Genomic DNA, 20,606 nt, shown 5'->3' with positions numbered 1-20,606 from the left:
CGCAACTGGAGCGATGCCAAGCGCGCGGCGATCAAATTGCCGCGCGCCCGCCCCGCGATGTCAGGCCGCTTTCTTGCGCGTGTCGTAGACGTGGTCGACGAGGCCCCATTCCTTGGCTTCCGCGGCGCTCATGAAATAGTCGCGGTCGAGCGTGCGCTCGACCTCCTCGTAGGTCCGTCCGCAATGCCTGGCGTAGAGCTCCGTCATGTGCTGCTTGGTGCGCACGATGTCTTCGGCGTGGCGCTGAATGTCGGACGCCTGGCCCTGGAAGCCGCCCAGCGGCTGGTGCAGCACGATCCTGGTGTTGGGCAGGGCAATGCGCCGTCCCGGCGTGCCAGCCATCAGCAGGAACGAGCCCATGGAGGCGGCGAAGCCCATGCAGACTGTCGACACCGGACAGGAGATGTATTGCATGGTGTCGTAGATGGCGAAGCCGCTGGTCACCATGCCGCCGGGCGAGTTGATGTAGAGCGAGATCTCCTTGTCGGGATGGTCGGATTCCAGCGACAGCAGCTGCGCGCAGACCAGCGCCGAAACGTTGTCGTTGATCTCGCCGTTGATGAAGACGATGCGCTCGCGCAGCAGCCGCGAAAAGATATCGAAGGAACGTTCGCCGCGGCTCGATTGCTCGATCACCATCGGTACCAGATTGGCAATGCTCATGAGGGATTTCCTCTTATCAGGCCGCGTGCAGCATCATTAAGGGCGCATTGGCCGCGGTCGGGGTCTTACGCGCGTGAAGCGAGAGCCCGCAGCCGGCGCCGGCAAAGGCCAGAACAGGCCGCGCCACCGGCACGAAGCCGTCATGGACGATGCGAAGATGTGTGCCGCCGGACGATGTGCGGGCGAGCTTGAAGGTGACGATGCTGTCAAAGGCGGGAAGCTGGTCGGCATCCTTGTCGGCGGGCCGCTCGCGCCAGGAATAGCGCAGCAGCCTGCCGGGCTCGACCTCGATCACCTCGCATTCGATCGGCGCACCCGGTCCGGCAAAGGCAAAGCGGCCGCCGGCTTCAGCCTTGATGTCGTTCGGCATCATCCAGGCGGCCAGCAGTTCCGGCTCGGTCAGCGCCCGCCACACTTTCTCCGGCGGATCGGGAAGGTCGCATTCGAAGCTGAGCGGCGCCTCGGCCGCTGTCGGGTTCTCTGCCTTGGTCATTGGTCCATTCCCTTCAGAACCGTCTTCAACTTCTCGATGCGTTCCGGCCAGAAGGCGCGGTAGCGTTCGATCCAGCCGAGCAGGGGGTCGAGCCCCTGCGGATCGGCGCGGTAATAAGCGTTGCGGCCGGCGCGCCGCTCGATCACCAGGCCGGCGCCGCGCAGCACGGCAAGGTGCTGCGAGACCGCCGGCTGCGAAACGCTCATGCCGGCGCGCAGCTCGCTCACGCTCATCTCGCTGGCCGTCAGCCGCTCGTAGACGGTGCGACGGGTCGGGTCGGCGAGGGCCCGGAAAATCTCTGCTTCGATCATGTGAGAAGCATAAGTCGATACTTATTGGTTTGGCAAGTGCCGTTTTAAGGCGTCCAGCGTTTCACCGGCTCCGCGGCTCCGTCGAAGCTTGCCTCGAAGATCGGCGATGCGAGCACCGCTTGGATGTGCAGCATGCCGGAGCCGATGTTGCGAAAGCCATGCCTGCGGAGCGCCGGGACAATCAGCGAGTGGCCGGCGGCGAGCACTGTCCGTTGGTCGTCGATCCACATTTCGGCTTCTCCGGCAATCACCGTCAGCACTTCCTCGACCGAGTGCGAATGCGTCGGCGCGCCGGTTCCCGGTTCTACCCACTGCTCGAATATGCAGAGTTCGGCCGCGCCATTGGCGGCCGCAATGTGCATGCGGGTTTCCACTCCCGCCCGCCACGTTTCGCGCGGCTGATCCTTATGGGTGATGATCTTCATTGGATGTCCCCTTTGTTTCCAATGCAAGAAACACTACCTCTTGGTGACAATCCTTGACAGAAGTAGCGGTCAAGACTAGAACGAAAAGAGAACAAAAACCTTGTGGGAAAAGCCAGCCTTTACGGGCATGGGTGGCCCCAAGGCTGTAAGGTGAGCGACTTAAAATTTGTTTCGGATGAGCGCGGAGAAGTAAGATGGCGGGTAGCGTCAACAAGGTCATTCTGGTCGGCAATCTCGGGGCGGACCCGGAAATCCGCCGCCTGAATTCCGGCGATCCGGTCGTCAATATCCGCGTCGCCACCTCGGAAAGCTGGCGCGACAAGAATTCGGGCGAGCGCAAGGAAAAGACCGAGTGGCACAATGTCGTGATCTTCAACGACCAACTCGCCAAGGTGGCCGAGCAGTATTTGAAGAAGGGCATGAAGGTCTATGTCGAAGGCCAGCTGCAGACCCGCAAATGGCAGGACCAGACCGGCAATGACCGCTACACGACCGAGATCGTGCTGCAGAAATTCCGCGGCGAGCTGCAGATGCTCGACGCGCGCGGCGAGGGCGGCGGCGGCCAGGTCGGCAACTATTCCGGCGGCGGCAGCAGCCGCGGTTCCGATTTCGGCCAGTCCGGCCCGAACGAAGGTTTCAGCCGCGGCGGCGGTGGTTCCAGGGGCGGCGGTGGCGGCGGCTCGTCGCGCGAGCTGGACGACGAGATTCCGTTCTAAGCAGTTCGCAATGGTCGTTTGAGGGGGAGGCGCGATGTCGCTCGGACCGCTTCTGTCGGCGCCGCCTCCCATTCCATGGCATGCCTTTGCGGCCTTCGCCGCTTTAGCCATCGGCGGCGCGCAACTGGCGCTGCCAAAAGGTACCATGCGTCACCGTGCGCTGGGCTATACTTGGGTGGCGCTGATGCTGGTCATCGCCATTTCGAGCTTCTGGATCCAGCAGATACGGCTCATCGGTCCGTTCAGCCCGATCCATCTGTTGTCGATCCTGGTGCTGGTCACCGTGCCGCTGGCGGTCTGGCATGCGCGCAACCACCGTGTGGCGAAGCACCGCAAGGTGATGATCTCGCTCTATTTCTTCGCATTGATCGGCGCGGGCGTCTTCACGCTGCTGCCGGGGCGCATTATGCACGCCGTGGTGTTCGGCCAGTAACCTCGTAAGGAAGATCAACGTGAAAGCACGCGTCAAATGGGTCGAGGAGCGCACCTTTGTCGGCGAGTCCGGCAGCGGGCATAAGGTGGTGCTGGGCACGGCACATGGGTCGGACGGCAAGACGCCTGGACCGAGCCCGATGGAACTGGTGCTGATAGGCACCGGCGGCTGCTCTGCCTATGACGTCGTGCACATCCTCGAGAAGGGTCGCGAGGCGGTCGAGGATTGTGTGGTCGAGCTCGACGCCGACCGTGCCGAGACCGACCCGAAAGTGTTCACGCGTATCCACATGCATTTCATCGTCAAGGGCCGAGCTCTCTCGCACGACAAGGTGAAGAGGGCGATCGACCTTTCGATCGAGAAATATTGCTCGGCCTCCGCGATGATGGCGAAGACGGCGACGCTCACGCATGATTTCGAGGTGGTCGAGACGATGGTGAAGTAGGGCAGTACGTGGGCTTCGCAGCAGCTTAAGCTGCCATCAATGCCCTGACGCCGTCGGCCACGAACTGCACCGCCAAGGCTGCCAGGATGACGCCGAGCAGGCGCGTCAGGATCGAGCGGCCGGTCTGGCCGAGGATGCGGTCGATGCGTTCCGACAGCACGAAAACCAGGTAGGTGATGACGAGGCAGAGGAAGATGATGCCGACCAGGGCTGCCTGGGCGGCAAAGCCTTCGAAATGTCCCGACAAAAGCACCGTCGCCGAGATCGCGCCCGGGCCGGCGATCAGCGGGATCGCCAGCGGGAAGGCGGCGATGTTGTGGATCATGTCCTTGGTGATGGCGACGTCGCCGATCTTCTCCTTGCGGTCCTGGCGGCGCTCAAACACCATTTCGAAGGCGATGAAGAACAAGAGAAAACCGCCGGCGACGCGGAAGGCCGGCAGCGTTATGCCGAACACCGACAGGATCGAGGCGCCGGCAATCGCAAACAGCGCCATCACCAGGAAGCCGATCACCGACGCGCGCACCGAGACCTGCTGGCGCTCCTCGCGGTTCATGCCGCGCGTGACGGCGAGGAAGAGCGGCGCCAGCCCCGGCGGGTCGATGGTCACCAAGATGGTGACGAAGGCGTTGAACAGGCTGTCGAAACTCGGCATCGCTGGTCCCCTCCCGCCGGGCGAAGCCCAGCCTCTGCATTGGTAGAGCAAAGCCCGGGCGGTGGAAACAGGCGGGAGGTAAATCAGTCGGCTTGATCAGGGCGATGTCTCGTTGAATCCTGATCCGGCTCTTTCCGGCGCGGGAGGAGGGAAGCCCAGGCGCCCATCACGCCGCCGATCGAGCTGATGAGGTTTGCCGTTGTTGGTCGGATACTCCGTCAATCCGATGTCGGCCCGCACCAGCCGGGCAGGTAATCCGCATCCTTGCCTTTGGCCAGAACCAGCGCCTGTTTCATCGCCTTGTCGAAGTTCTTGGCAACCGCATCCTTGTCGATGCGCCGGCGCAGGAAATCCGCCCAGATGAATTCGCTGAACGGCGTCGTGTCCTTGGCAAAGCCACCCTGCCGGCGCAGTTCGCCCGCCATGCTCCGGTAAGGATCGTCGACCAGTTCGCCGATGGTTTTTGGAATGGCCGAATAATCGCGTCGCCGGCCGTTCTCGTCGAAGGGGTGCATCCAGCCGCGATTGTCGAGCACAAAAAGAAACGCGTCCTTGTCGAGCGCGGACAGGTCGCTGATCACGGCCACCAGCACGTCCTTGACGCCTTCCTCGAGCAGGGCGCGGGCGAGATGATGGTGATCGGTGACGTAGCTGCGGTTTTTCGGACCGAGCACCACCGGCACCATGTGTCTGCCCAGAAAGACGCCGGTCTTCTTCTTGGCGTCCTGCACCCGGATCATCTGGCGCTTCAGCGCAACCTCCCGCATGCCAACGGTGATCTGCGTCGGCCTCAATTCCTCGACCGGGACCGGGGTGACTATGGGCTCTCGGGGGTCGATCATGGCACGCTATCCTGTTTCTTGAGCTGTGGTTTCCCCGGACCAAGTGTTTTGATCGCTGCGTCGACGCTGTGGAATATGCGCTCAGCGCCGACGATGTCAGCGATGCCGAACCGCTTGAGCGCGGCCTGGGCGCGCAGCGATTCCATGCGCGCGATAGCAAAGACCGCGCCTTTGTCGCGACAATGGCGGATGGTGTCGATCAGCGCCTGGGCGGCCGTATAGTCGATCTCGACGATGTTGCTGGCCTCCAGCACCACCAGCTTCACATCCTCGCTCCTGGCGTCGATCAGGTCGCTCAGGCCGCGTTTGAAACGGTCGGCGTTGACGAAGGAGAGCGGCGCCTGGAACGCCACCACCAGCACGCCGGGATCTCGCTCGCCTGTGCTGGAACCGCTCGGGGGCCACCAGACCGAAGTGCCCGGCACCTGGGCCAGCTCGATCGGCTCCGTGCGCGTCGAGCCCCAGATGCCGTGCAGCAGCGACAGGCCGATGCCGATCGCGACGCCGGTTTCGATCGGCAGCACGACGATGGCGATCATCGTGATCACGATCAGCGCGAACTCGATCTTCGCCTGGCGCCAGACCTTGGCGAATACCTGCCAGCGCAGGATATGCTGGGCCACGAACATCAGCACGCCGGCAAGGGCCGCCTGCGGCACATTGGCCAGCAGGGTGCCGCCGAAAGCGCCGAGCGCTAGCACGATGGCCGCCGCGATAAGACCCGAAAGCTGCGAGCGGCCGCCTGTCTGGCAGACGATGGCCGTGCGCGGCGGGCTGGCGTTGACGGCAAAGGCGCCGAACAGGCCGGCCAGGATGCTGCCCGCGCCGACGCCGACGAAATCGCGGTTGACGTCGGGCGCTTCGCCATCCCGCGGCGGGAAGGAGCGGCTGGTGGCCGCCGTCTGCACCATGACGACGATGGCGATCAGCAATGCCAGCGGGACAAGGGCCCGCGCGTCCTGGAAGTCGGCGGTCGGCATGCCGGGGACCGGCAAGCCGTTCGGCAAGGCGCCGAGCACCTCGACGCCCCGGCTCTTCAAGTCGAAGGCGACAACGCCAAGCGTCGCCAGGACCATGCCGATCAACGCCGCCGGGATCCGCGCGCTGACCTGTCCGGCGGCGAAGACGATGGCGAAGACGCCGAGGCCGATTGCCAGGCTCCAGGGATTGGTGAGGTGGAGATTGGCGGCGATCTCGCCAGCGCGCCGCACCGTCTCGCCGCTTTCGGCCGGCAGGCCGAGCAAGGAGGGCAGTTGCGAGACGATGATATGGACGGAAATGCCGGCGAGGAAACCGGTCGTGACCGGCACGGACAGGAGATCGGCAATCCAGCCGAGACGGAAAATGCCGCTGAGCGCCACCAGCAGCCCCACCATCAGCGCCAGCATGGCAGCCAGCGCCAGGTAATGCAGCGAGCCGGCGGTGGCGATCAGCGCCAAGCCGCCGGCGAACAGAGGCGTGATCGTCGAATCCGCGCCCGCCGACAACTGGCGGTTGGCGCCGACCAGCGCGAAGGCGACCGAGCCGGCGACGAAGGTGAAAAAGCCGATCTCCGGCGCGAAACCGCCCAATCGCGCCGTCGCCATCTGCTCGGGAATGGCGATCGCGGCCAGTGTGACGCCGGCCGCCAGATCGCCGTTGAGGTCTTTCGTCGTCCAGCCGCTCAGCGCCCGCAAGGGCAGCCACGAGGCCAGGTTCACAGCACTTGCGGTTTTTGCCCGATCCATCGCCGACCTTGCCGCATGACGGCGAAAACGACGGTGGCCATATCGTCGCAATCAGCGGTATCCATTTGAAATTACCATCAAAATTGTCTCTGGAAAAGTCTGGCCGACGTTGGAGTTTCGGCGAGGCTTCCTATATAAGCATGCAGTGATTCCCGACTGGATTGTGACCTGATTTGACCGACCAGAAGACACCGCGCGGGCCGGACGGCGGCCCCACCGGCATCGAGCCGATTTCGATCATCGAGGAGATGCAGCGCTCCTATCTCGATTACGCCATGAGCGTGATCGTCAGCCGCGCGCTGCCCGACGTGCGCGACGGCCTGAAGCCGGTGCACCGGCGCATCCTCTACGCCATGCAGGAAGGCGGTTACCACTGGAACCGCAAGCATGTGAAATCGTCGCGCATCGTCGGTGACGTGATGGGTAAATACCATCCGCACGGCGACGCTTCGATCTACGACGCGCTGGTGCGCATGGCGCAGGACTGGTCGCTGCGCGTGCCGCTGATCGACGGGCAGGGCAATTTCGGCTCCATCGACGCCGACCCGCCCGCGGCCATGCGCTACACCGAGTCGCGGCTCACCAAGGTCGCGCACGAGCTTCTGGAGGATATCGACAAGGAAACGGTCGATTTCCAGGACAATTACGACGGCGCTGAACAAGAGCCGAAGGTACTGCCCGCGCGCTTCCCCAACCTTCTGGTCAACGGTTCGGGCGGCATCGCCGTCGGCATGGCCACCAACATTCCGCCGCACAACCTCGCCGAAGTGTGCAACGGGGCGATGGCGATCATCGACAACCCGGGCATCGACCTGCCGGCGCTGATGGAGATCGTGCCCGGCCCGGATTTCCCGACCGGCGGCATCGTGCTTGGCCGCTCCGGCATCTACAGCGCCTATTCCACCGGCCGCGGTTCGATCGTCATGCGCGGCCGCGTCGAGATCGAAAGGCGCGGCAATGACCGCGAATCCATCGTCGTCACCGAAATCCCCTATCAGGTGAACAAGGCGGCGATGATCGAGAAAATGGCCGAACTGGTGCGCGAGAAGCGCATCGACGGCATCTCCGACATCCGCGACGAGAGCGACCGCCAAGGCTACCGGGTCGTCATCGAACTGAAGCGCGAGGCCGTCGCCGACGTCATCCTCAACCAGCTTTACCGCTTCACGCCGCTGCAGACCTCGTTCGGCGCCAACATGGTGGCGCTGAACGGCGGCAAGCCGGAAGTGATGACGCTGATCGACATGCTGAAAGCCTTTGTCGGCTTCCGCGAGGAGGTGATCAGCCGCCGCACCAAATACCTGCTGCGCAAGGCGCGCGAGCGGGCCCATGTCCTTGTTGGCCTGGCGATCGCCGTCGCCAACATCGACGAGGTGATCAAGCTCATCCGCACCGCGCCCGATCCGCAGACGGCGCGCGAGCAGTTGATGGAGCGGCGCTGGCCGTCGCATGACGTCGCGCCGCTGATCAAGCTGATCGACGATCCGCGCCATCGCATCAACGAGGACGGCACCTACAATCTCTCCGAGGAACAGGCGCGCGCCATTCTCGACCTGCGCCTGCAGCGCCTGACCGCGCTCGGTCGCGACGAGATCGCCGACGAGTTGAACAAGATCGGCGCAGAGATCGTTGATTTCCTTGATATTTTGTCGTCGCGCGCACGCATCCAGCAGATCGTCAAGGACGAGCTGATCGCGGTCCGGGACGAGTTCGGCACGCCGCGCCGCACCGAGCTCTCCGAGGGCGGGGCGGACATGGAAGACGAGGACCTGATCCAGCGCGAGGACATGGTCGTCACCGTCAGCCATTCCGGCTACATCAAGCGCGTGCCGCTCTCGCTCTACCGGGCGCAGCGCCGCGGCGGCAAGGGCCGCTCCGGCATGTCGACCAAGGAAGAGGATTTCGTCACCCGGCTGTTCGTGGCCAACACGCATACGCCGGTCCTGTTCTTCTCCTCGCGCGGCATCGTCTACAAGGAAAAGGTCTGGCGGCTGCCGATCGGCAACCCGCAATCGCGCGGCAAGGCGCTGATCAACATGCTGCCGCTCGAGCAGGGTGAGCGCATCACCACGATCATGCCGCTGCCGGAGGACGAGACAAGTTGGGGCGAGCTCGACGTGATGTTCGCCACCACGCGCGGCACCGTGCGCCGCAACAAGCTGTCCGATTTCGTCCAGGTCAACCGCAACGGCAAAATCGCCATGAAGCTGGAGGAAGAGGGCGACGAGATCCTCGGAGTGGAGACCTGCACCGACAATGACGACGTGCTTCTGACGGCGAATTCCGGCCAGTGCATCCGTTTCCCGGTCTCCGACGTCCGCGTCTTCCAGAGCCGCAATTCCGTCGGCGTGCGCGGCATAAGCATGGCCGAGACCGACCGCATCATCTCGATGTCGATCATCGAGCATGTCGATGCGTCACCCGCCGAGCGCGCAGCCTACCTCAAGCGTGCGGCGGCCGAGCGCCGGCTTGCCGCCGGCGGCGCGGGCGAGGAAGAGGAGGTCGCGCTCACCAATGAGGAGGTCGGCGAGGAAGCCGAGCTTTCCGAGGAGCGTTACGAGTTCCTCAAGGCGCATGAGCAGCTCGTGCTGACGGTAACGGAATACGGCTACGGCAAGCGCTCGTCGTCCTACGACTTCCGCCTGACGGGCCGCGGCGGCAAGGGCATCCGCGCCACCGACGTGTCGAAGACGGCTGAGATCGGCCGCCTGGTCGCGACCTTCCCGGTCGGCAATGACGATCAGATCATGCTGGTTTCGGACGGCGGCACGGTGATCCGGGTGCCGGTCAACGGCATACGCTTCGCCAGCCGCGCCACCAAGGGCGTGACGATCTTCAACACGGCCGAAGGCGAAAAGGTGGTCTCGGTGGAGCGGATTTCGGAGCCGCAGTCGGACGAAGAGGCGGAAGACGTGGCCTCGAACGAGGCTGGGGCGGACGATACGGGCGGGGGCGAATAGGGTCTCGTCTGGCTCAACCGGCCCCTTGGGCCGGTTCGATCATGTTGGGATCAGTGGCGACGGTAGACGTTGCGGTGGGCGAAACCATCGAGGCGCTTGGTGTTGGCCTTGACGCGCACCCGCGCCGCTTCCTGGTGCAACCCGAACGCGGTCGCGATGAGCATCACGATGGTCATTGCTGCGGCAAGCATGTAGATCAGCATTTGCGTGTTCTCCTGCGCTTACAACGGGTGAAATGGTGATTTGGTTTCACCTCTTGAAGCGGCAACCTAGTGAACGCTGCGTGAAACGTTCGTGATTGTCGCATTCATGTGTCGTTCATGTCCGCGAAATGGTTCACGGATGCCCGCAATTAATCGGATTTGCCTTCCGTACGCTCGCCCGCTAGAAGCCTGCCATGACCGAACGCACCGCCCTTTACGCTGGCTCCTTCGACCCGCTGACCAACGGCCATCTCGATGTGCTGAAAGCCTCGCTGGCAGTGGCCGACACCGTCTATGCGGCAATCGGCATCCATCCAGGCAAGAAGCCGTTGTTTTCTTTCGAGGAACGCGTGCAACTGATCGAGGCCGCGACCAAGGCTGAATTCGGTAAGGATAGCGGTCGTATCAAGGTCGTTTCCTTCGACGGGCTGGTCATCGACGCGGCCCGCAAGCACGGCGCCTCGATCATCATCCGGGGACTGCGCGACGGCACCGACCTCGACTACGAGATGCAGATGGCCGGCATGAACGAGACGATGGCGCCGGAACTGCAGACGGTCTTTCTCCCCGCCAGCCCGTCGGTGCGCACCATTACCGCCACACTCGTGCGCCAGATTGCCTCGATGGGCGGCGACATCCGCCCATTCGTGCCGGCGGCCGTTGCCGGCGCGCTCAACGCCAAGTTCACCAAATAGGCTTTCCCGGAGATCCCCATGCAGCTGAAGAAGCTTGCTTCGTTCCTCGTCGTGCTTGCCGGCCTTTTCGCGGCATCCCTTTTTGCAGCATCCGGGCCGGCCGTCGCCGCCGACAAGGAAAACACCATGATCATCACTCTCAAGGATGGCGACGTGACGATTGCGCTGCGCCCCGACCTGGCGCCCAAGCATGTCGCGCAGATCAAGAAGCTGGTGCGCGACGGAGCCTATGACAATGTCGCCTTCCACCGCGTCATCGACGGCTTCATGGCGCAGACCGGCGACGTCAAGTTCGGCAACATGAAGAAGGGCTTCAACCCGCAAGCCGTCGGCACCGGCGGTTCCGATTTGCCCGACCTGCCGGCCGAATTCTCGCAGAGCGAGCAGTTCACCCGCGGCGTGGTCGGCATGGCCCGTTCGCAGGACCCGAATTCGGCCAACTCGCAGTTCTTCATCATGTTTGCGCCGGCGCCGAACCTCGATGGCCAGTACACGATCGTCGGCAAGGTGGCGAGCGGCATGGACCTCGTCGACAAGATCAAGAAGGGCGACGAGGCCGATAACGGCACGGTCACCGACCCGGACCGCATGATCAAGGTTCGCATCGCCGCCGACAGCAAATAAACCCCTCAATTTTCAAAAAGGATTTCTGACATGGCTGAGATCAAGGATCGCGAGAACGCGCTCATCATGGAAACGACCAAGGGCAAGGTCGTCATCGAAATGTATCCCGAACTGGCCCCCGGCCACGTCGCCCGCATCAAGGAGCTGGCGCGTGAGGGCGCCTATGACGGCGTCGTCTTCCACCGCGTCATCGACGGTTTCATGGCGCAGACCGGCGACGTCAAGTTCGGCAATTCCTCGAAGCCCACGTATGCGCCGTCCCGCGCCGGCATGGGCGGGTCCGACAAGCCGGACCTCAAGGCCGAGTTCTCCAACGCCAATCATGGCCGCGGCGCTTGCTCGATGGCGCGCGCCCAGAACCCGAATTCGGCGAATTCGCAGTTCTTCATCTGCTTCGACGACGCCGCCTTCCTCAACCGCCAGTACACGGTGTGGGGCCAGGTCATCGAAGGCATGGAGAATGTCGACAAGATCAAGCGCGGCGAGCCGGTGCAAGATCCGGACAAGATCGTGTCGCTGAAGGTCGCGGCCGACGTCAAGTAAGGGAATAACGATGATGGGCGCAGTCTGGTCCCTGCTTGGCATCCTGTCCGGCGCCTTCATCGCCATCCAGGCGCCGATCAACTCGCAACTGGCGCGCGGCCTCGGCCTTCCCGTGGCCGCCGCCGCGTTCTCCTTCCTGTCGGGCGCGATCGTGCTCGGCATCATTGCCTTCGCGGTGGTGAGGCTGCAGGGCATCTCGCTCGACTGGAAGGCGCCGGCGCCCTGGCTGTTCATCGCCGGCGGCATGCTCGGCGGCTTCTATGTCACGTTGTCGACCATCCTCACGCCGCGCATCGGCGCGGCGGCGCTCATGGCCTTCCTGGTCGCCGGGCAGTTGCTCGCCGGCATGTTGATCGACCGCGCCGGCTTCCTTGGCGTGGCGGTGCGCGAAATCTCGCTCGGCCGCGTCGCCGGCGCGGTAATGCTGCTCGCCGGGGCGCTGCTCATCCGGCTTTTCTGATGCGTGTCGACATGTTCGACTTCGACCTGCCGGAGGAGCGCATAGCGCTTCGTCCGGCGGAACCGCGTGACGGCGCCAGGCTGCTGATCGTCAAACCGGGCGAAACGCTGCAGGATTGCGTCGTCCGCGATCTGCCGTCGCTGCTTCGCGAAGGCGATGTGCTGGTGTTCAACGACACCAAGGTCATCCCGGCGCAGCTCAAAGGCATGCGCAAGCGCGGCGAGGCCGTGGCGCAGGTCGAGGCGACGCTGCATATGCGGGTTGCGCCGGACCGCTGGCAGGCGTTCATGCGTCCTGGCAAACGCATCGCCGCCGGCGACCGCATCCATTTCGGCCATGACGGCAATTCCTGCTTCCTCGGCCAGCTCGACGCGACGGTGATCGAAAAAGGCGAGGCAGGCGAGGCGCTGCTCGGCTTCGACCTTTCCGGGCCGTTTCTCGACGAGGCGCTGCATGCCGTCGGCCACATTCCGCTGCCGCCTTATATCGCCTCGAAGCGCGACGACGACGAGCGCGACCGCGCCGACTACCAGACCATCTACGCCAGGGAAGAGGGCGCAGTCGCTGCCCCTACCGCCGGGCTGCATTTCACGCCGGAGCTGTTTGCCGCGCTCGACGCCAGGGGCATCGAGCGCCGCTTCGTCACGCTGCATGTCGGCGCCGGCACCTTCCTGCCGGTGAAGGCCGACGACACCGCCGACCACAAGATGCATGCAGAGACCGGCTCGGTAAGTGCCGAGACGGCGGCGGCGCTCAACGCGGCCAGGGCGCGAGGAGGGCGAATCATCTGTGTCGGCACGACGTCACTGCGGCTTCTGGAAAGCGCGGCGCGTGAGGACGGCAGGATCGAGCCCTGGTCCGGACCGACCGACATCTTCATCACGCCAGGCTATCGCTTCCGCACCGCCGATATGCTGATGACCAATTTCCATCTGCCGCGCTCGACGCTGTTCATGCTGGTCTCGGCCTTCAGCGGGCTGGAGACGATGCGTGCGGCCTATGCGCATGCCATCGAGAACCGCTACAGGTTCTACTCCTATGGGGACGCCAGCCTGCTTTACCGGGCGGAGACGAGCGATGGACGATGATCTCGACGGCATGGACCGCGACACGCTGATCGCGGAAGTAAGGAAGCTGCGCGCCGGCATCCGCGTGCATCGCGATACGACCGGGCATGATCTGTGCTGGCATCACCCCGATCTCTGGGGTCTTTTGCCGGAAAAGACCGAGCCGTCGATCGCCGTGCCGCCCTGGCCGAAATTCATGCGCGGCTGCATCCGCTACCGGCAGTCGCTCGACGAGCAGGCGTTCGATGCGCCGGTGCACGACAAGGAATTCAATGGCTGAGACTTTTTCCTTCAAGGTGCTTGCCAGCGACGGCAAGGCCAGGCGCGGTCTTGTCTCGATGCCGCGCGGCGAAATCCGCACGCCGGCCTTCATGCCGGTCGGCACCGGCGGCACCGTCAAGGCCATGTATATGGACCAGGTGCGCGGCGTCGGCGCCGATATCATATTGGGCAACACTTACCATCTGATGCTGCGGCCCGGCGCCGAGCGCGTGGCCAGGCTTGGCGGCCTGCACGAGTTCGCACGCTGGCCGCATCCGATCCTGACCGACAGCGGCGGCTTCCAGGTCATGTCGCTGTCGAAGCTCCGGAAATTGACCGAACAGGGCGTCACCTTCCGCTCGCATATCGACGGCGCGCCTTACGAAATGTCACCCGAGCGGTCGATCGAGATCCAGGGACTGCTCGATTCCGACATCCAGATGCAGCTCGACGAGTGCACCGCGCTTCCGGCCAAGCCCAAGGAGATCGAACGCGCCATGGAATTGTCGCTGCGCTGGGCCGAGCGCTGCAAGATTGCGTTCGGCGACCAGCCGGGCAAGGCGATGTTCGGCATCGTCCAGGGCGGCGACAGCGCGCCTATGCGCGTGCGTTCGGCGCAGGCGCTTAAGGCGATGGACCTGAAAGGCTATGCCGTCGGCGGGCTGGCGGTCGGCGAGCCGCAGTCGGTGATGCTGGAGATGCTCGACATCACCTGCCCGGAACTGCCGGCCGACAAGCCGCGCTACCTGATGGGCGTCGGCACGCCGGACGATATCTTGAAATCGGTGGCGCGCGGCATCGACATGTTCGACTGCGTGATGCCGACGCGCGCCGGCCGCCACGGCCTTGCCTATACGCGCCGCGGCAAGGTGAATCTCCGGAATGCCCGCCATGCCGACGATCCGCGGCCGCTCGACGAGGAGAGCGACTGCCCGGCGGCGCGCGACTATTCGCGCGCTTATCTGCATCACCTGGTGCGCTCGCAGGAGTCGCTCGGCGCGATGCTTTTGACCTGGAACAACCTGTCCTACTATCAGAAGCTGATGCAGGACATCCGGGCGGCTATCGAGGCGCAGGCTTTTGAAGCGCGCGCCGCCGGGATCACGGAAGGCTGGGCCAGGGGCGATATCCCGGCGATCTAGCTGTTGGTCCTGTCGATTGACGGACGTTCTGCTGGAGAGCAGAGTCACGTCTCGGGGATCAGCCATGGCTGTGACATTCGACTTTGCCGGCAAGACGGCGATCGTGACCGGTGGATCGAGGGGCATCGGCAAGGCCGTGGCCACGCAGCTGGCGCGGTCGGGCTGCGACGTCTGGATATGGGATGCCGATCCAGCACCACTCGACGGAACCTGCAGCCAGACGGTCGATGTAACCAAGGCAGGCGATATCAGAAATGCGCTGAGCGAGGTGATCGCCGGGAGCGGCCGGGTCGATATTCTCGTCAACAACGCGGGCTATCTTGGCCCATATCGAAGCTTCGAAGCGTTCGAGCCGACCGAGTGGCAGCGCATCATCGGGATCAATCTCATCGGGACGTTCGAGGTCACGCACCAGGTTTTGCCGGTGATGCGCAAGGCCGGCACCGGCCGTATCGTCAATATGGGGTCGTTGGCGGGCAAGGAGGGGTTACCCAAGCTGGCCGCCTACTCCGCGGCGAGCGCGGGCATCATCTCCTTCACCAAAGCCTTGTCGCGCGAAGTGAACGACACCGATATCCGCGTCAATTGTGTCGCGCCCGGGCCGATCGACACCGACCTCATCAGGCGGCTTGGCAATGAAGTCGTCAGCGACATGATCGGTGCCAGTCCGCTCAAGCGCCTTGGGGCCGTCGACGAGGTCGCGGCGCTGGTGCTTTGGCTTTGCTCGGACGCCGTCAGTTTCAACACAGGGGCGGTGTTCGACATGTCGGGCGGCAGGGCACGCTACTGAAAGCTGCTCTATGTGCTCACTGAAGTCGAGGCGCGCAGGCTGCAGCCGGTGATCTTGAAACTGCCGTCCGCCTGCTGCTGCAGCGTATAGACCGCCTCGTAGTCCTTGCCGTCGGGTCCGACGATCAGCACCTGCTGGACGATTGAACCAGGGCCCGTCTGCTCGGCCCTGCCGAAGGAATAGGATTGGGGCTTTCGCACCGGCGCGTAGCCGTTCGTCACCATGTTCATGAAGGTGTCGACGGTCGGAAAGATCTGTTTCACGTTCGGTGCGGCGAAACTATAGGCGGCGGCGCCGTCATTGGCGATGAAGGCCTTCAGCTGGCTGTCGATAACCGTCTGCGCGGCCTTGACCTCCGCATCTCCGGCGAAGGCAAGCGAGGTCATCAACATCGGAACAAGAGCTATTGCGAACAATGCGCGGCGCATGGCTGCCTCCCGGGAAATCGCCTGGCGAACGACTCTAACATACGCGTCGCGGCAGGGCTCGGTTTCACCGACCTGCGAAGATTTCGTCATTTCGGCGTCGGGGGGGTGGGATCAGGTGCTCTTTGAGCTGCTCGGCGCGTGAAGCTTGAAAGCCGGGCGGCAGTCTGCCACAAGGGCCGCTTATTCATGATGCAGGCGGCAGGACCGGGCAATGAAGGCATTTTTCGTGCAGATTAAATGCGATCTGGGCAAGGCCTATGAGGTCGCCAGCGCGCTTGCCGACGCCGAGATCGCCTCCGAAATCTACTCGACCGCCGGCAATTACGACCTACTCGCCAAATTCTACGTCGACGACGAGGAGGATATCGGCCACTTCGTCAATGAGCGGGTGCAGATCCTTCCCGGAATCAAGGACACCTTCACCATCGTCACCTTTCGGGCGTTCTGACCGGCCAGGCGATGCCCGGGCTGGAAGCAGGAGCTGACCCGGTCCTGCTGCTCGTGCCTTAAAATTAGGCAATTTCCATAGAGCGGCCCTCATCGCTTCTTAAATCACCGATTGCGCTTGATTTTCTCCGGCTAGGCCAGTGAAATGGTTCTCAGAGGGGAGTACGCGATTGGCAGCGTTTGACGAAATGCTTCCGGAAGTTTCCGGACTGAGAAGACCTTATGAGGCTTACGATCGCTGGCTGAAGGAGCAGGACCCGGCCAGGCTTACCCAGAAGATGCAGGACGCGGAGCGCGTCTTCCGCAAGACCGGCATCACCTTTGCCGTCTATGGCGAGCAGGAAGCTTCCGAACGGCTGATCCCTTTCGACATCGTGCCGCGCATCCTCTCCGGCCAGGAATGGCGCCGGCTGACGCAAGGCATCGAGCAGCGCGTGCAGGCGCTGAACGCCTTTCTCGACGATATCTATCACCGCCAGGAGATCCTGCGGGCCGGGCGCGTGCCGAGGGAGCTTGTCGCGAAGAACGAGGCCTTCCTGCCCGAGATGATCGGGGTGAGGCCGCCGGCGGGCGTCTACACCCATATTATCGGCGTCGACATCGTCCGCATATCGGAGAACGAGTTCTACGTGCTGGAGGACAATGCCCGCACGCCGTCCGGCGTCTCCTACATGCTGGAGAATCGCGAGACGATGATGCAGCTCTTTCCGGAGCTGTTCCAGAAGATCAAGGTGCGGCCGGTCGAGAACTATCCGCAGCTCCTGCGCCAGTCGCTGGCGGCGGTGCGACCGCAAAGCACCAAGGGCGCGCCGACCATCGCCGTGCTGACGCCCGGTTCCTACAACTCGGCCTATTTCGAGCACGCCTTCCTCGCCGACCAGATGGGCGTGCAGCTGGTCGAAGGGCAGGATCTGCGCGTCGTCGACGGCCACGTAGCGATGCGCACGACCGAAGGCTACAAGCAGATCGATGTGCTTTACCGGCGCGTCGACGACGCTTTCCTCGATCCGCTGACTTTCCGCCCGGACTCCGCGCTCGGCGTGCCGGGCATCATGGATGTCTACCGCGCCGGCAACATCACCATCGCCAATGCGCCGGGCACCGGCATCGCCGACGACAAGGCGATCTATTCCTACATGCCGGAGATCGTCGAGTTCTACACCGGCCGCAAGGCGATTCTCGGCAATATCCCGACCTGGCGCTGCTCGGAGCCGGACAGCCTCAAATATGTGCTCGAGCACATCAGCGAGCTGGTGATCAAGGAAGTGCACGGCTCCGGCGGCTACGGCATGCTGGTCGGCCCGGCCGCGACCAAGAAGGAATGCCAGGAGTTCGCCAAGAAGCTGCAGGCGAAGCCGTCGAACTACATCGCCCAGCCGACGCTGGCGCTGTCGACTTGCCCGATCCTGACCGAAAAAGGACTGTCGCCGCGCCATGTCGATCTGAGGCCTTATGTGCTGGTTTCCGATCGTATCCAGATCGTGCCGGGCGGCTTGACCCGCGTCGCGCTGAAGCAGGGCTCGCTGGTGGTCAATTCCTCGCAAGGCGGCGGCACCAAGGACACCTGGGTGTTGGATGACTGAGGCGGGTAGGGGGACGCAGAAGTTATGAAACGTATTCTTCCCTATTCGCTACTCGCTATTCGCTACTCGCTCGACACCGGAGCAAGCTGAGATGCTTTTGGGCCGCACCGCAAACGGTCTCTACTGGATGAACCGCTATATCGAGCGGGCCGAAAACATGGCGCGTCTCGTCGATGCCGGCCTGCGCATGGCGCTGACGCGCACGCAGAACGCGTCGGAGGAATGGAATTCGGTGCTGCTCAGCGCCGGCTCCGACTATGCGTTCTCGCAGAAATACCAGGACTACACCGCCGCCAACGTGTCCGACTTCCTGCTGCGCGACACTTCGAACCCGTCGAGCACGATGTCGTCGATCGAGACGGCACGCAACAATGCCCGCATGGTGCGAACGGCGCTGACGCGCGAGACCTGGGAAAGCATCAACGAAGCGTGGATGTCGCTGAAGCGCATGCTGGCGAGGCCGATCGACGAGCGCGACCTGCCGACGGTGCTCGATGCCATCAAGCGCGAGACGGCGCTGATCCGCGGTTCGTTCTACGGCACGATGCTGCGCAACGAGATTTTCGACTTCTCGCAGCTCGGCACCTATGTCGAGCGCGCCGACAACACGGCGCGCATCCTCGATGTGAAATATTATGTGCTCCTGCCTTCGCTGTCCTGGGTCGGCTCGACGCTGGACAACTACCAGTGGGAGTCGATCCTGCGCTCGGTGTCGGCGCATCGCTCCTATCGCTGGGTCTATGAGGCCGACTACAAGCCGACGAATATTGCGGACTATCTGATCCTGAATGTGCGCATGCCGCGCTCGCTGACCTTTTGCTATCGCTTCCTCGGCGAGCACCTGAAATTCCTCGCCGACGACTATGGTGAGCGTCATGCCTGCCACGCCACGGCCGAGAAGATCCAGGCGTTGCTCAAGAGGGGCTCGATCAAGGACATATTCGATCACGGCCTGCACGAGTTCCTGGCCGAGTTCATTCGCGACAACACCAGGCTGGGCGACGAGATCGCCCAGGATTACCGGTTCTATTGAGCGGGCTGAGGGCGGGCATCATGCGGCTCAAGATCACCCATCGCACCGAGTACCGCTACGATGCGCCGGTGCAATATCTGCTGCAGCGGCTGCGCCTGCTGCCCCTGAGCGGACGTACGCAGACCGTCGGCTCCTGGGCGATCAAGGTCGAAGGCGCGCGCGAGGAGGTGCGCTTTACCGATCATTTCGGCAACGACACGCGGCTGGTGAGCGCCGAGAGCGGCCACAGCGCTATCACCGTTGAGGCGGCGGGAGAGGTGACCACGCATGACACGGCTGGCGTGACGGGCCCGCATCAGGGCTTCGCGCCGCTCTGGCTGTTCGGGCAGCAGACACCGCTCACCACCGCGGGTGAGGGCATACGCCAGCTGGCGGGCGCGGTCGGGCACGGCACCGAGATCGAGCGGCTGCACGGGTTGATGGCCGCTATCCGCGAACGGGTCGCCTACAAGCCCGGCACGACCAGCGTCGTGACGCCGGCGGAAGAGGCCCTGGCGCTCAAATCCGGCGTTTGCCAGGATCACAGCCATATCTTCATCGCCGCGGCCGTCGCCCTTGGCTTTCCGGCTCGCTATGTCAGCGGCTACCTGATGATGGATGCGGCCGTGGAGCAGGCTGCAAGCCATGCCTGGGCCGAGGCCTATGTCGTGGGGCTCGGATGGGTAGCCTTCGACCCGGCCAACGGTATCTCTCCCGACGAACGCTATGTGCGGGTGGCGACGGGGCGCGACTATCGCGACGCCTCGCCGGTGTCGGGGATACTGCTGGGGCAGGCGCAAGAGAAGCTTGCCGTCACCGTCACGGTAGAGCAGTAATTTCCGACGAGATTCGCTGTTAAAGAAGAATCATGACTTATTGCGTCGGCCTCAAGATCGATCGCGGGCTCGTGTTCATGTCGGACACGCGCACCAATGCCGGCATGGATTCGATCTCGACCTTCAAGAAAATGCACATCTGGGAAGAGCCGGGCGAGCGCGTCATCGTGCTGATGTCTGCAGGCAACCTTGCCACCACGCAAGCCGTGGTCAGCCTGCTCGACGAACGCAACAAGACAGTAGGTGACCGCCATCCCAAGCTGCTCGAGACGCCGTCCATGTACCAGACGGTGCGGCTGGTCGGCGACACCGTCAAGGAAGTCATCGAACATGCCTCGCCGAACGGCGACAAGGCGGATTCCTACTTCAATGCCTCCTTTATCCTGGGCGGCCAGATCAAGGGCAGCCCGCCCAGGCTGTTCATGATCTACCCGGAAGGCAATTTCATCGAATCGACCGATGACACGCCCTTCTTCCAGATCGGCGAGACGAAATACGGCAAGCCGATCATCATCCGCGCCTATGACCGGACAATGGGCCTGGCCGAAACGGTGAAGCTGCTTCTGGTGTCGTTCGACTCGACGCTGAAATCCAACCTTTCGGTCGGGCTGCCGCTCGATCTGCTGTTCCTGGAGAAGGATAGCTTCAAGGTCGGGCTCAACAGGCGGATTGCCCAGGACGATCCCTATTACCGCACCATCTCCGACGGCTGGTCGAACGCCTTGAAGGCGGCCTTTGCCAGCCTGCCGGACTTCCCCGGCTAGGGTCCGCACTTCGCGGCCGGTTGCGCATTGATATTTAACATGTTAATCAATATCGAGGCTGGCCTACCGGCTGCATTGCGG

26 protein-coding genes are annotated in these 20,606 nt (G+C 63.5%); 17 read left to right on the top strand and 9 right to left on the bottom strand.

Annotated elements, in window-relative coordinates; genetic code table 11:
• Positions 1–60: 60 nt before the first annotated feature.
• From DPM35_RS22125 to DPM35_RS22110, 4 genes are read right to left on the bottom strand one after another with little or no spacing between them, the layout of a single operon-like run.
• Positions 61–663: an ATP-dependent Clp protease proteolytic subunit gene (locus DPM35_RS22125; RefSeq protein WP_112129358.1), complete on the bottom strand. Its 603-nt coding sequence runs from the start codon at positions 661–663 to the stop codon at positions 61–63.
• 16 nt (positions 664–679) lie between these two features.
• Positions 680–1,156 carry an SRPBCC family protein gene (locus DPM35_RS22120; RefSeq protein WP_112129357.1) on the bottom strand — a complete coding sequence of 159 codons (477 nt, stop codon included), beginning with the start codon at positions 1,154–1,156 and terminating at the stop codon, positions 680–682.
• Positions 1,153–1,467 carry an ArsR/SmtB family transcription factor gene (locus DPM35_RS22115; protein WP_112129356.1) on the bottom strand — a complete coding sequence of 105 codons (315 nt, stop codon included), beginning with the start codon at positions 1,465–1,467 and terminating at the stop codon, positions 1,153–1,155. The genes DPM35_RS22120 and DPM35_RS22115 overlap by 4 nt, the downstream gene beginning before the upstream one ends.
• A gap of 44 nt (positions 1,468–1,511) precedes the next feature.
• Positions 1,512–1,892, bottom strand: coding sequence for a cupin domain-containing protein (locus DPM35_RS22110; RefSeq protein ID WP_245431603.1), 381 nt, complete (start codon positions 1,890–1,892; stop codon positions 1,512–1,514).
• Between the two features lie 194 nt (positions 1,893–2,086).
• Between DPM35_RS22110 and DPM35_RS22105 the strand changes: the two genes are divergently transcribed.
• The 3 genes from DPM35_RS22105 to DPM35_RS22095 are packed head-to-tail and all read left to right on the top strand — an operon-like array spanning position 2,087 to position 3,486.
• Positions 2,087–2,608, top strand: a complete 522-nt coding sequence (locus DPM35_RS22105; RefSeq protein WP_040987154.1) for a single-stranded DNA-binding protein — start codon at positions 2,087–2,089, stop codon at positions 2,606–2,608.
• Positions 2,609–2,642: 34 nt separating this feature from the next.
• A complete protein-coding gene (locus DPM35_RS22100; protein WP_112129355.1) occupies positions 2,643–3,041 on the top strand; it encodes a DUF2306 domain-containing protein in 399 nt (132 codons plus the stop codon).
• A gap of 19 nt (positions 3,042–3,060) precedes the next feature.
• Positions 3,061–3,486: an OsmC family protein gene (locus DPM35_RS22095; RefSeq protein WP_112129354.1), complete on the top strand. Its 426-nt coding sequence runs from the start codon at positions 3,061–3,063 to the stop codon at positions 3,484–3,486.
• A gap of 25 nt (positions 3,487–3,511) precedes the next feature.
• Here DPM35_RS22095 and DPM35_RS22090 read toward each other — a convergent pair whose 3' ends face one another.
• The 3 genes from DPM35_RS22090 to DPM35_RS22080 form a co-directional block, all read right to left on the bottom strand.
• Positions 3,512–4,141, bottom strand: a complete 630-nt coding sequence (locus DPM35_RS22090; RefSeq protein ID WP_042642668.1) for a MarC family protein — start codon at positions 4,139–4,141, stop codon at positions 3,512–3,514.
• 218 nt (positions 4,142–4,359) lie between these two features.
• Positions 4,360–4,983 carry a ParB-like protein gene (locus DPM35_RS22085; protein WP_112129353.1) on the bottom strand — a complete coding sequence of 208 codons (624 nt, stop codon included), beginning with the start codon at positions 4,981–4,983 and terminating at the stop codon, positions 4,360–4,362.
• On the bottom strand, positions 4,980–6,710 hold the full coding sequence (locus DPM35_RS22080) for a SulP family inorganic anion transporter (protein ID WP_181592099.1): 1,731 nt from the start codon (positions 6,708–6,710) through the stop codon (positions 4,980–4,982). The genes DPM35_RS22085 and DPM35_RS22080 overlap by 4 nt, the downstream gene beginning before the upstream one ends.
• A gap of 173 nt (positions 6,711–6,883) precedes the next feature.
• Here DPM35_RS22080 and gyrA point away from each other — a divergent pair, with 173 nt between their 5' ends.
• Positions 6,884–9,670, top strand: coding sequence for a DNA gyrase subunit A (gyrA, locus tag DPM35_RS22075; protein ID WP_112129351.1), 2,787 nt, complete (start codon positions 6,884–6,886; stop codon positions 9,668–9,670).
• A 50-nt stretch (positions 9,671–9,720) separates the two neighbouring features.
• On the opposite strand, the gene DPM35_RS22070 is transcribed toward gyrA, so the two are convergent.
• Complete coding sequence (locus DPM35_RS22070; protein WP_112129350.1) at positions 9,721–9,873, bottom strand: hypothetical protein; 153 nt, start codon at positions 9,871–9,873, stop codon at positions 9,721–9,723.
• Between the two features lie 194 nt (positions 9,874–10,067).
• Between DPM35_RS22070 and coaD the strand changes: the two genes are divergently transcribed.
• The 8 genes from coaD to DPM35_RS22030 are packed head-to-tail and all read left to right on the top strand — an operon-like array spanning position 10,068 to position 15,455.
• Positions 10,068–10,568 (top strand): pantetheine-phosphate adenylyltransferase, encoded by a 501-nt coding sequence (gene coaD, locus DPM35_RS22065; protein ID WP_112129349.1) that lies wholly within the window; start codon positions 10,068–10,070, stop codon positions 10,566–10,568.
• An 18-nt stretch (positions 10,569–10,586) separates the two neighbouring features.
• Positions 10,587–11,192, top strand: coding sequence for a peptidylprolyl isomerase (locus DPM35_RS22060; protein ID WP_112129348.1), 606 nt, complete (start codon positions 10,587–10,589; stop codon positions 11,190–11,192).
• 30 nt (positions 11,193–11,222) lie between these two features.
• Positions 11,223–11,735 carry a peptidylprolyl isomerase gene (locus tag DPM35_RS22055; RefSeq protein ID WP_042642653.1) on the top strand — a complete coding sequence of 171 codons (513 nt, stop codon included), beginning with the start codon at positions 11,223–11,225 and terminating at the stop codon, positions 11,733–11,735.
• 10 nt (positions 11,736–11,745) lie between these two features.
• Entirely contained in the window at positions 11,746–12,195 is a 450-nt protein-coding gene (locus tag DPM35_RS22050; protein ID WP_112129347.1) for a DMT family transporter, read from the top strand.
• Complete coding sequence (gene queA / locus DPM35_RS22045; protein WP_112129346.1) at positions 12,195–13,283, top strand: tRNA preQ1(34) S-adenosylmethionine ribosyltransferase-isomerase QueA; 1,089 nt, start codon at positions 12,195–12,197, stop codon at positions 13,281–13,283. Before DPM35_RS22050 ends, queA begins: the two co-directional genes overlap by 1 nt.
• Positions 13,273–13,542, top strand: a complete 270-nt coding sequence (locus DPM35_RS22040; RefSeq protein ID WP_112129345.1) for a hypothetical protein — start codon at positions 13,273–13,275, stop codon at positions 13,540–13,542. The genes queA and DPM35_RS22040 overlap by 11 nt, the downstream gene beginning before the upstream one ends.
• The gene (gene tgt, locus DPM35_RS22035) at positions 13,535–14,665 is read left to right on the top strand and encodes a tRNA guanosine(34) transglycosylase Tgt (RefSeq protein WP_112129344.1); all 1,131 of its coding nucleotides are present in this window, start codon (positions 13,535–13,537) and stop codon (positions 14,663–14,665) included. The genes DPM35_RS22040 and tgt overlap by 8 nt, the downstream gene beginning before the upstream one ends.
• Before the next feature lie 16 nt (positions 14,666–14,681).
• Positions 14,682–15,455, top strand: coding sequence for an SDR family NAD(P)-dependent oxidoreductase (locus DPM35_RS22030; protein WP_245431602.1), 774 nt, complete (start codon positions 14,682–14,684; stop codon positions 15,453–15,455).
• Positions 15,456–15,463: 8 nt separating this feature from the next.
• On the opposite strand, the gene DPM35_RS22025 is transcribed toward DPM35_RS22030, so the two are convergent.
• The gene (locus DPM35_RS22025) at positions 15,464–15,883 is read right to left on the bottom strand and encodes a DUF4864 domain-containing protein (RefSeq protein ID WP_112129342.1); all 420 of its coding nucleotides are present in this window, start codon (positions 15,881–15,883) and stop codon (positions 15,464–15,466) included.
• 211 nt (positions 15,884–16,094) lie between these two features.
• Between DPM35_RS22025 and DPM35_RS22020 the strand changes: the two genes are divergently transcribed.
• From DPM35_RS22020 to DPM35_RS22000, 5 genes are all read left to right on the top strand, one after another.
• Entirely contained in the window at positions 16,095–16,331 is a 237-nt protein-coding gene (locus tag DPM35_RS22020; RefSeq protein WP_059185676.1) for an Lrp/AsnC ligand binding domain-containing protein, read from the top strand.
• Positions 16,332–16,500: 169 nt separating this feature from the next.
• Positions 16,501–17,913 carry a circularly permuted type 2 ATP-grasp protein gene (locus DPM35_RS22015; RefSeq protein ID WP_181592098.1) on the top strand — a complete coding sequence of 471 codons (1,413 nt, stop codon included), beginning with the start codon at positions 16,501–16,503 and terminating at the stop codon, positions 17,911–17,913.
• 91 nt (positions 17,914–18,004) lie between these two features.
• On the top strand, positions 18,005–18,946 hold the full coding sequence (locus tag DPM35_RS22010; RefSeq protein ID WP_112129340.1) for an alpha-E domain-containing protein: 942 nt from the start codon (positions 18,005–18,007) through the stop codon (positions 18,944–18,946).
• Between the two features lie 20 nt (positions 18,947–18,966).
• Entirely contained in the window at positions 18,967–19,761 is a 795-nt protein-coding gene (locus DPM35_RS22005) for a transglutaminase family protein (protein ID WP_112129446.1), read from the top strand.
• A gap of 32 nt (positions 19,762–19,793) precedes the next feature.
• Positions 19,794–20,525, top strand: coding sequence for a proteasome-type protease (locus DPM35_RS22000; protein WP_095818647.1), 732 nt, complete (start codon positions 19,794–19,796; stop codon positions 20,523–20,525).
• The last annotated feature ends 81 nt before the right edge of the window (positions 20,526–20,606 follow it).

Origin of the sequence: Mesorhizobium atlanticum (assembly GCF_003289965.1) — a bacterium.
GTDB lineage: Bacteria > Pseudomonadota > Alphaproteobacteria > Rhizobiales > Rhizobiaceae > Mesorhizobium > Mesorhizobium atlanticum.
The sequence above is the reverse complement of the archived record's forward strand: the minus strand, read 5'-3'. Positions and strand labels throughout refer to the sequence as shown.

Bases quoted from the DNA above. Each gene is read 5' to 3' on its own strand.
- DPM35_RS22125 (WP_112129358.1), bottom strand. From the start codon at position 663: ATGAGCATTGCCAATCTGGTACCGATGGTGATCGAGCAATCGAGCCGC.
- DPM35_RS22120 (WP_112129357.1), bottom strand. From the start codon at position 1,156: ATGACCAAGGCAGAGAACCCGACAGCGGCCGAGGCGCCGCTCAGCTTC.
- DPM35_RS22115 (WP_112129356.1), bottom strand. From the start codon at position 1,467: ATGATCGAAGCAGAGATTTTCCGGGCCCTCGCCGACCCGACCCGTCGC.
- DPM35_RS22110 (WP_245431603.1), bottom strand. From the start codon at position 1,892: ATGAAGATCATCACCCATAAGGATCAGCCGCGCGAAACGTGGCGGGCG.
- DPM35_RS22105 (WP_040987154.1), top strand. From the start codon at position 2,087: ATGGCGGGTAGCGTCAACAAGGTCATTCTGGTCGGCAATCTCGGGGCG.
- DPM35_RS22100 (WP_112129355.1), top strand. From the start codon at position 2,643: ATGTCGCTCGGACCGCTTCTGTCGGCGCCGCCTCCCATTCCATGGCAT.
- DPM35_RS22090 (WP_042642668.1), bottom strand. From the start codon at position 4,141: ATGCCGAGTTTCGACAGCCTGTTCAACGCCTTCGTCACCATCTTGGTG.
- DPM35_RS22085 (WP_112129353.1), bottom strand. From the start codon at position 4,983: ATGATCGACCCCCGAGAGCCCATAGTCACCCCGGTCCCGGTCGAGGAA.
- DPM35_RS22080 (WP_181592099.1), bottom strand. From the start codon at position 6,710: ATGGATCGGGCAAAAACCGCAAGTGCTGTGAACCTGGCCTCGTGGCTG.
- DPM35_RS22070 (WP_112129350.1), bottom strand. From the start codon at position 9,873: ATGCTGATCTACATGCTTGCCGCAGCAATGACCATCGTGATGCTCATC.
- coaD (WP_112129349.1), top strand. From the start codon at position 10,068: ATGACCGAACGCACCGCCCTTTACGCTGGCTCCTTCGACCCGCTGACC.
- DPM35_RS22060 (WP_112129348.1), top strand. From the start codon at position 10,587: ATGCAGCTGAAGAAGCTTGCTTCGTTCCTCGTCGTGCTTGCCGGCCTT.
- DPM35_RS22055 (WP_042642653.1), top strand. From the start codon at position 11,223: ATGGCTGAGATCAAGGATCGCGAGAACGCGCTCATCATGGAAACGACC.
- DPM35_RS22050 (WP_112129347.1), top strand. From the start codon at position 11,746: ATGATGGGCGCAGTCTGGTCCCTGCTTGGCATCCTGTCCGGCGCCTTC.
- queA (WP_112129346.1), top strand. From the start codon at position 12,195: ATGCGTGTCGACATGTTCGACTTCGACCTGCCGGAGGAGCGCATAGCG.
- DPM35_RS22040 (WP_112129345.1), top strand. From the start codon at position 13,273: ATGGACGATGATCTCGACGGCATGGACCGCGACACGCTGATCGCGGAA.
- tgt (WP_112129344.1), top strand. From the start codon at position 13,535: ATGGCTGAGACTTTTTCCTTCAAGGTGCTTGCCAGCGACGGCAAGGCC.
- DPM35_RS22025 (WP_112129342.1), bottom strand. From the start codon at position 15,883: ATGCGCCGCGCATTGTTCGCAATAGCTCTTGTTCCGATGTTGATGACC.
- DPM35_RS22020 (WP_059185676.1), top strand. From the start codon at position 16,095: ATGAAGGCATTTTTCGTGCAGATTAAATGCGATCTGGGCAAGGCCTAT.
- DPM35_RS22010 (WP_112129340.1), top strand. From the start codon at position 18,005: ATGCTTTTGGGCCGCACCGCAAACGGTCTCTACTGGATGAACCGCTAT.
- DPM35_RS22005 (WP_112129446.1), top strand. From the start codon at position 18,967: ATGCGGCTCAAGATCACCCATCGCACCGAGTACCGCTACGATGCGCCG.
- DPM35_RS22000 (WP_095818647.1), top strand. From the start codon at position 19,794: ATGACTTATTGCGTCGGCCTCAAGATCGATCGCGGGCTCGTGTTCATG.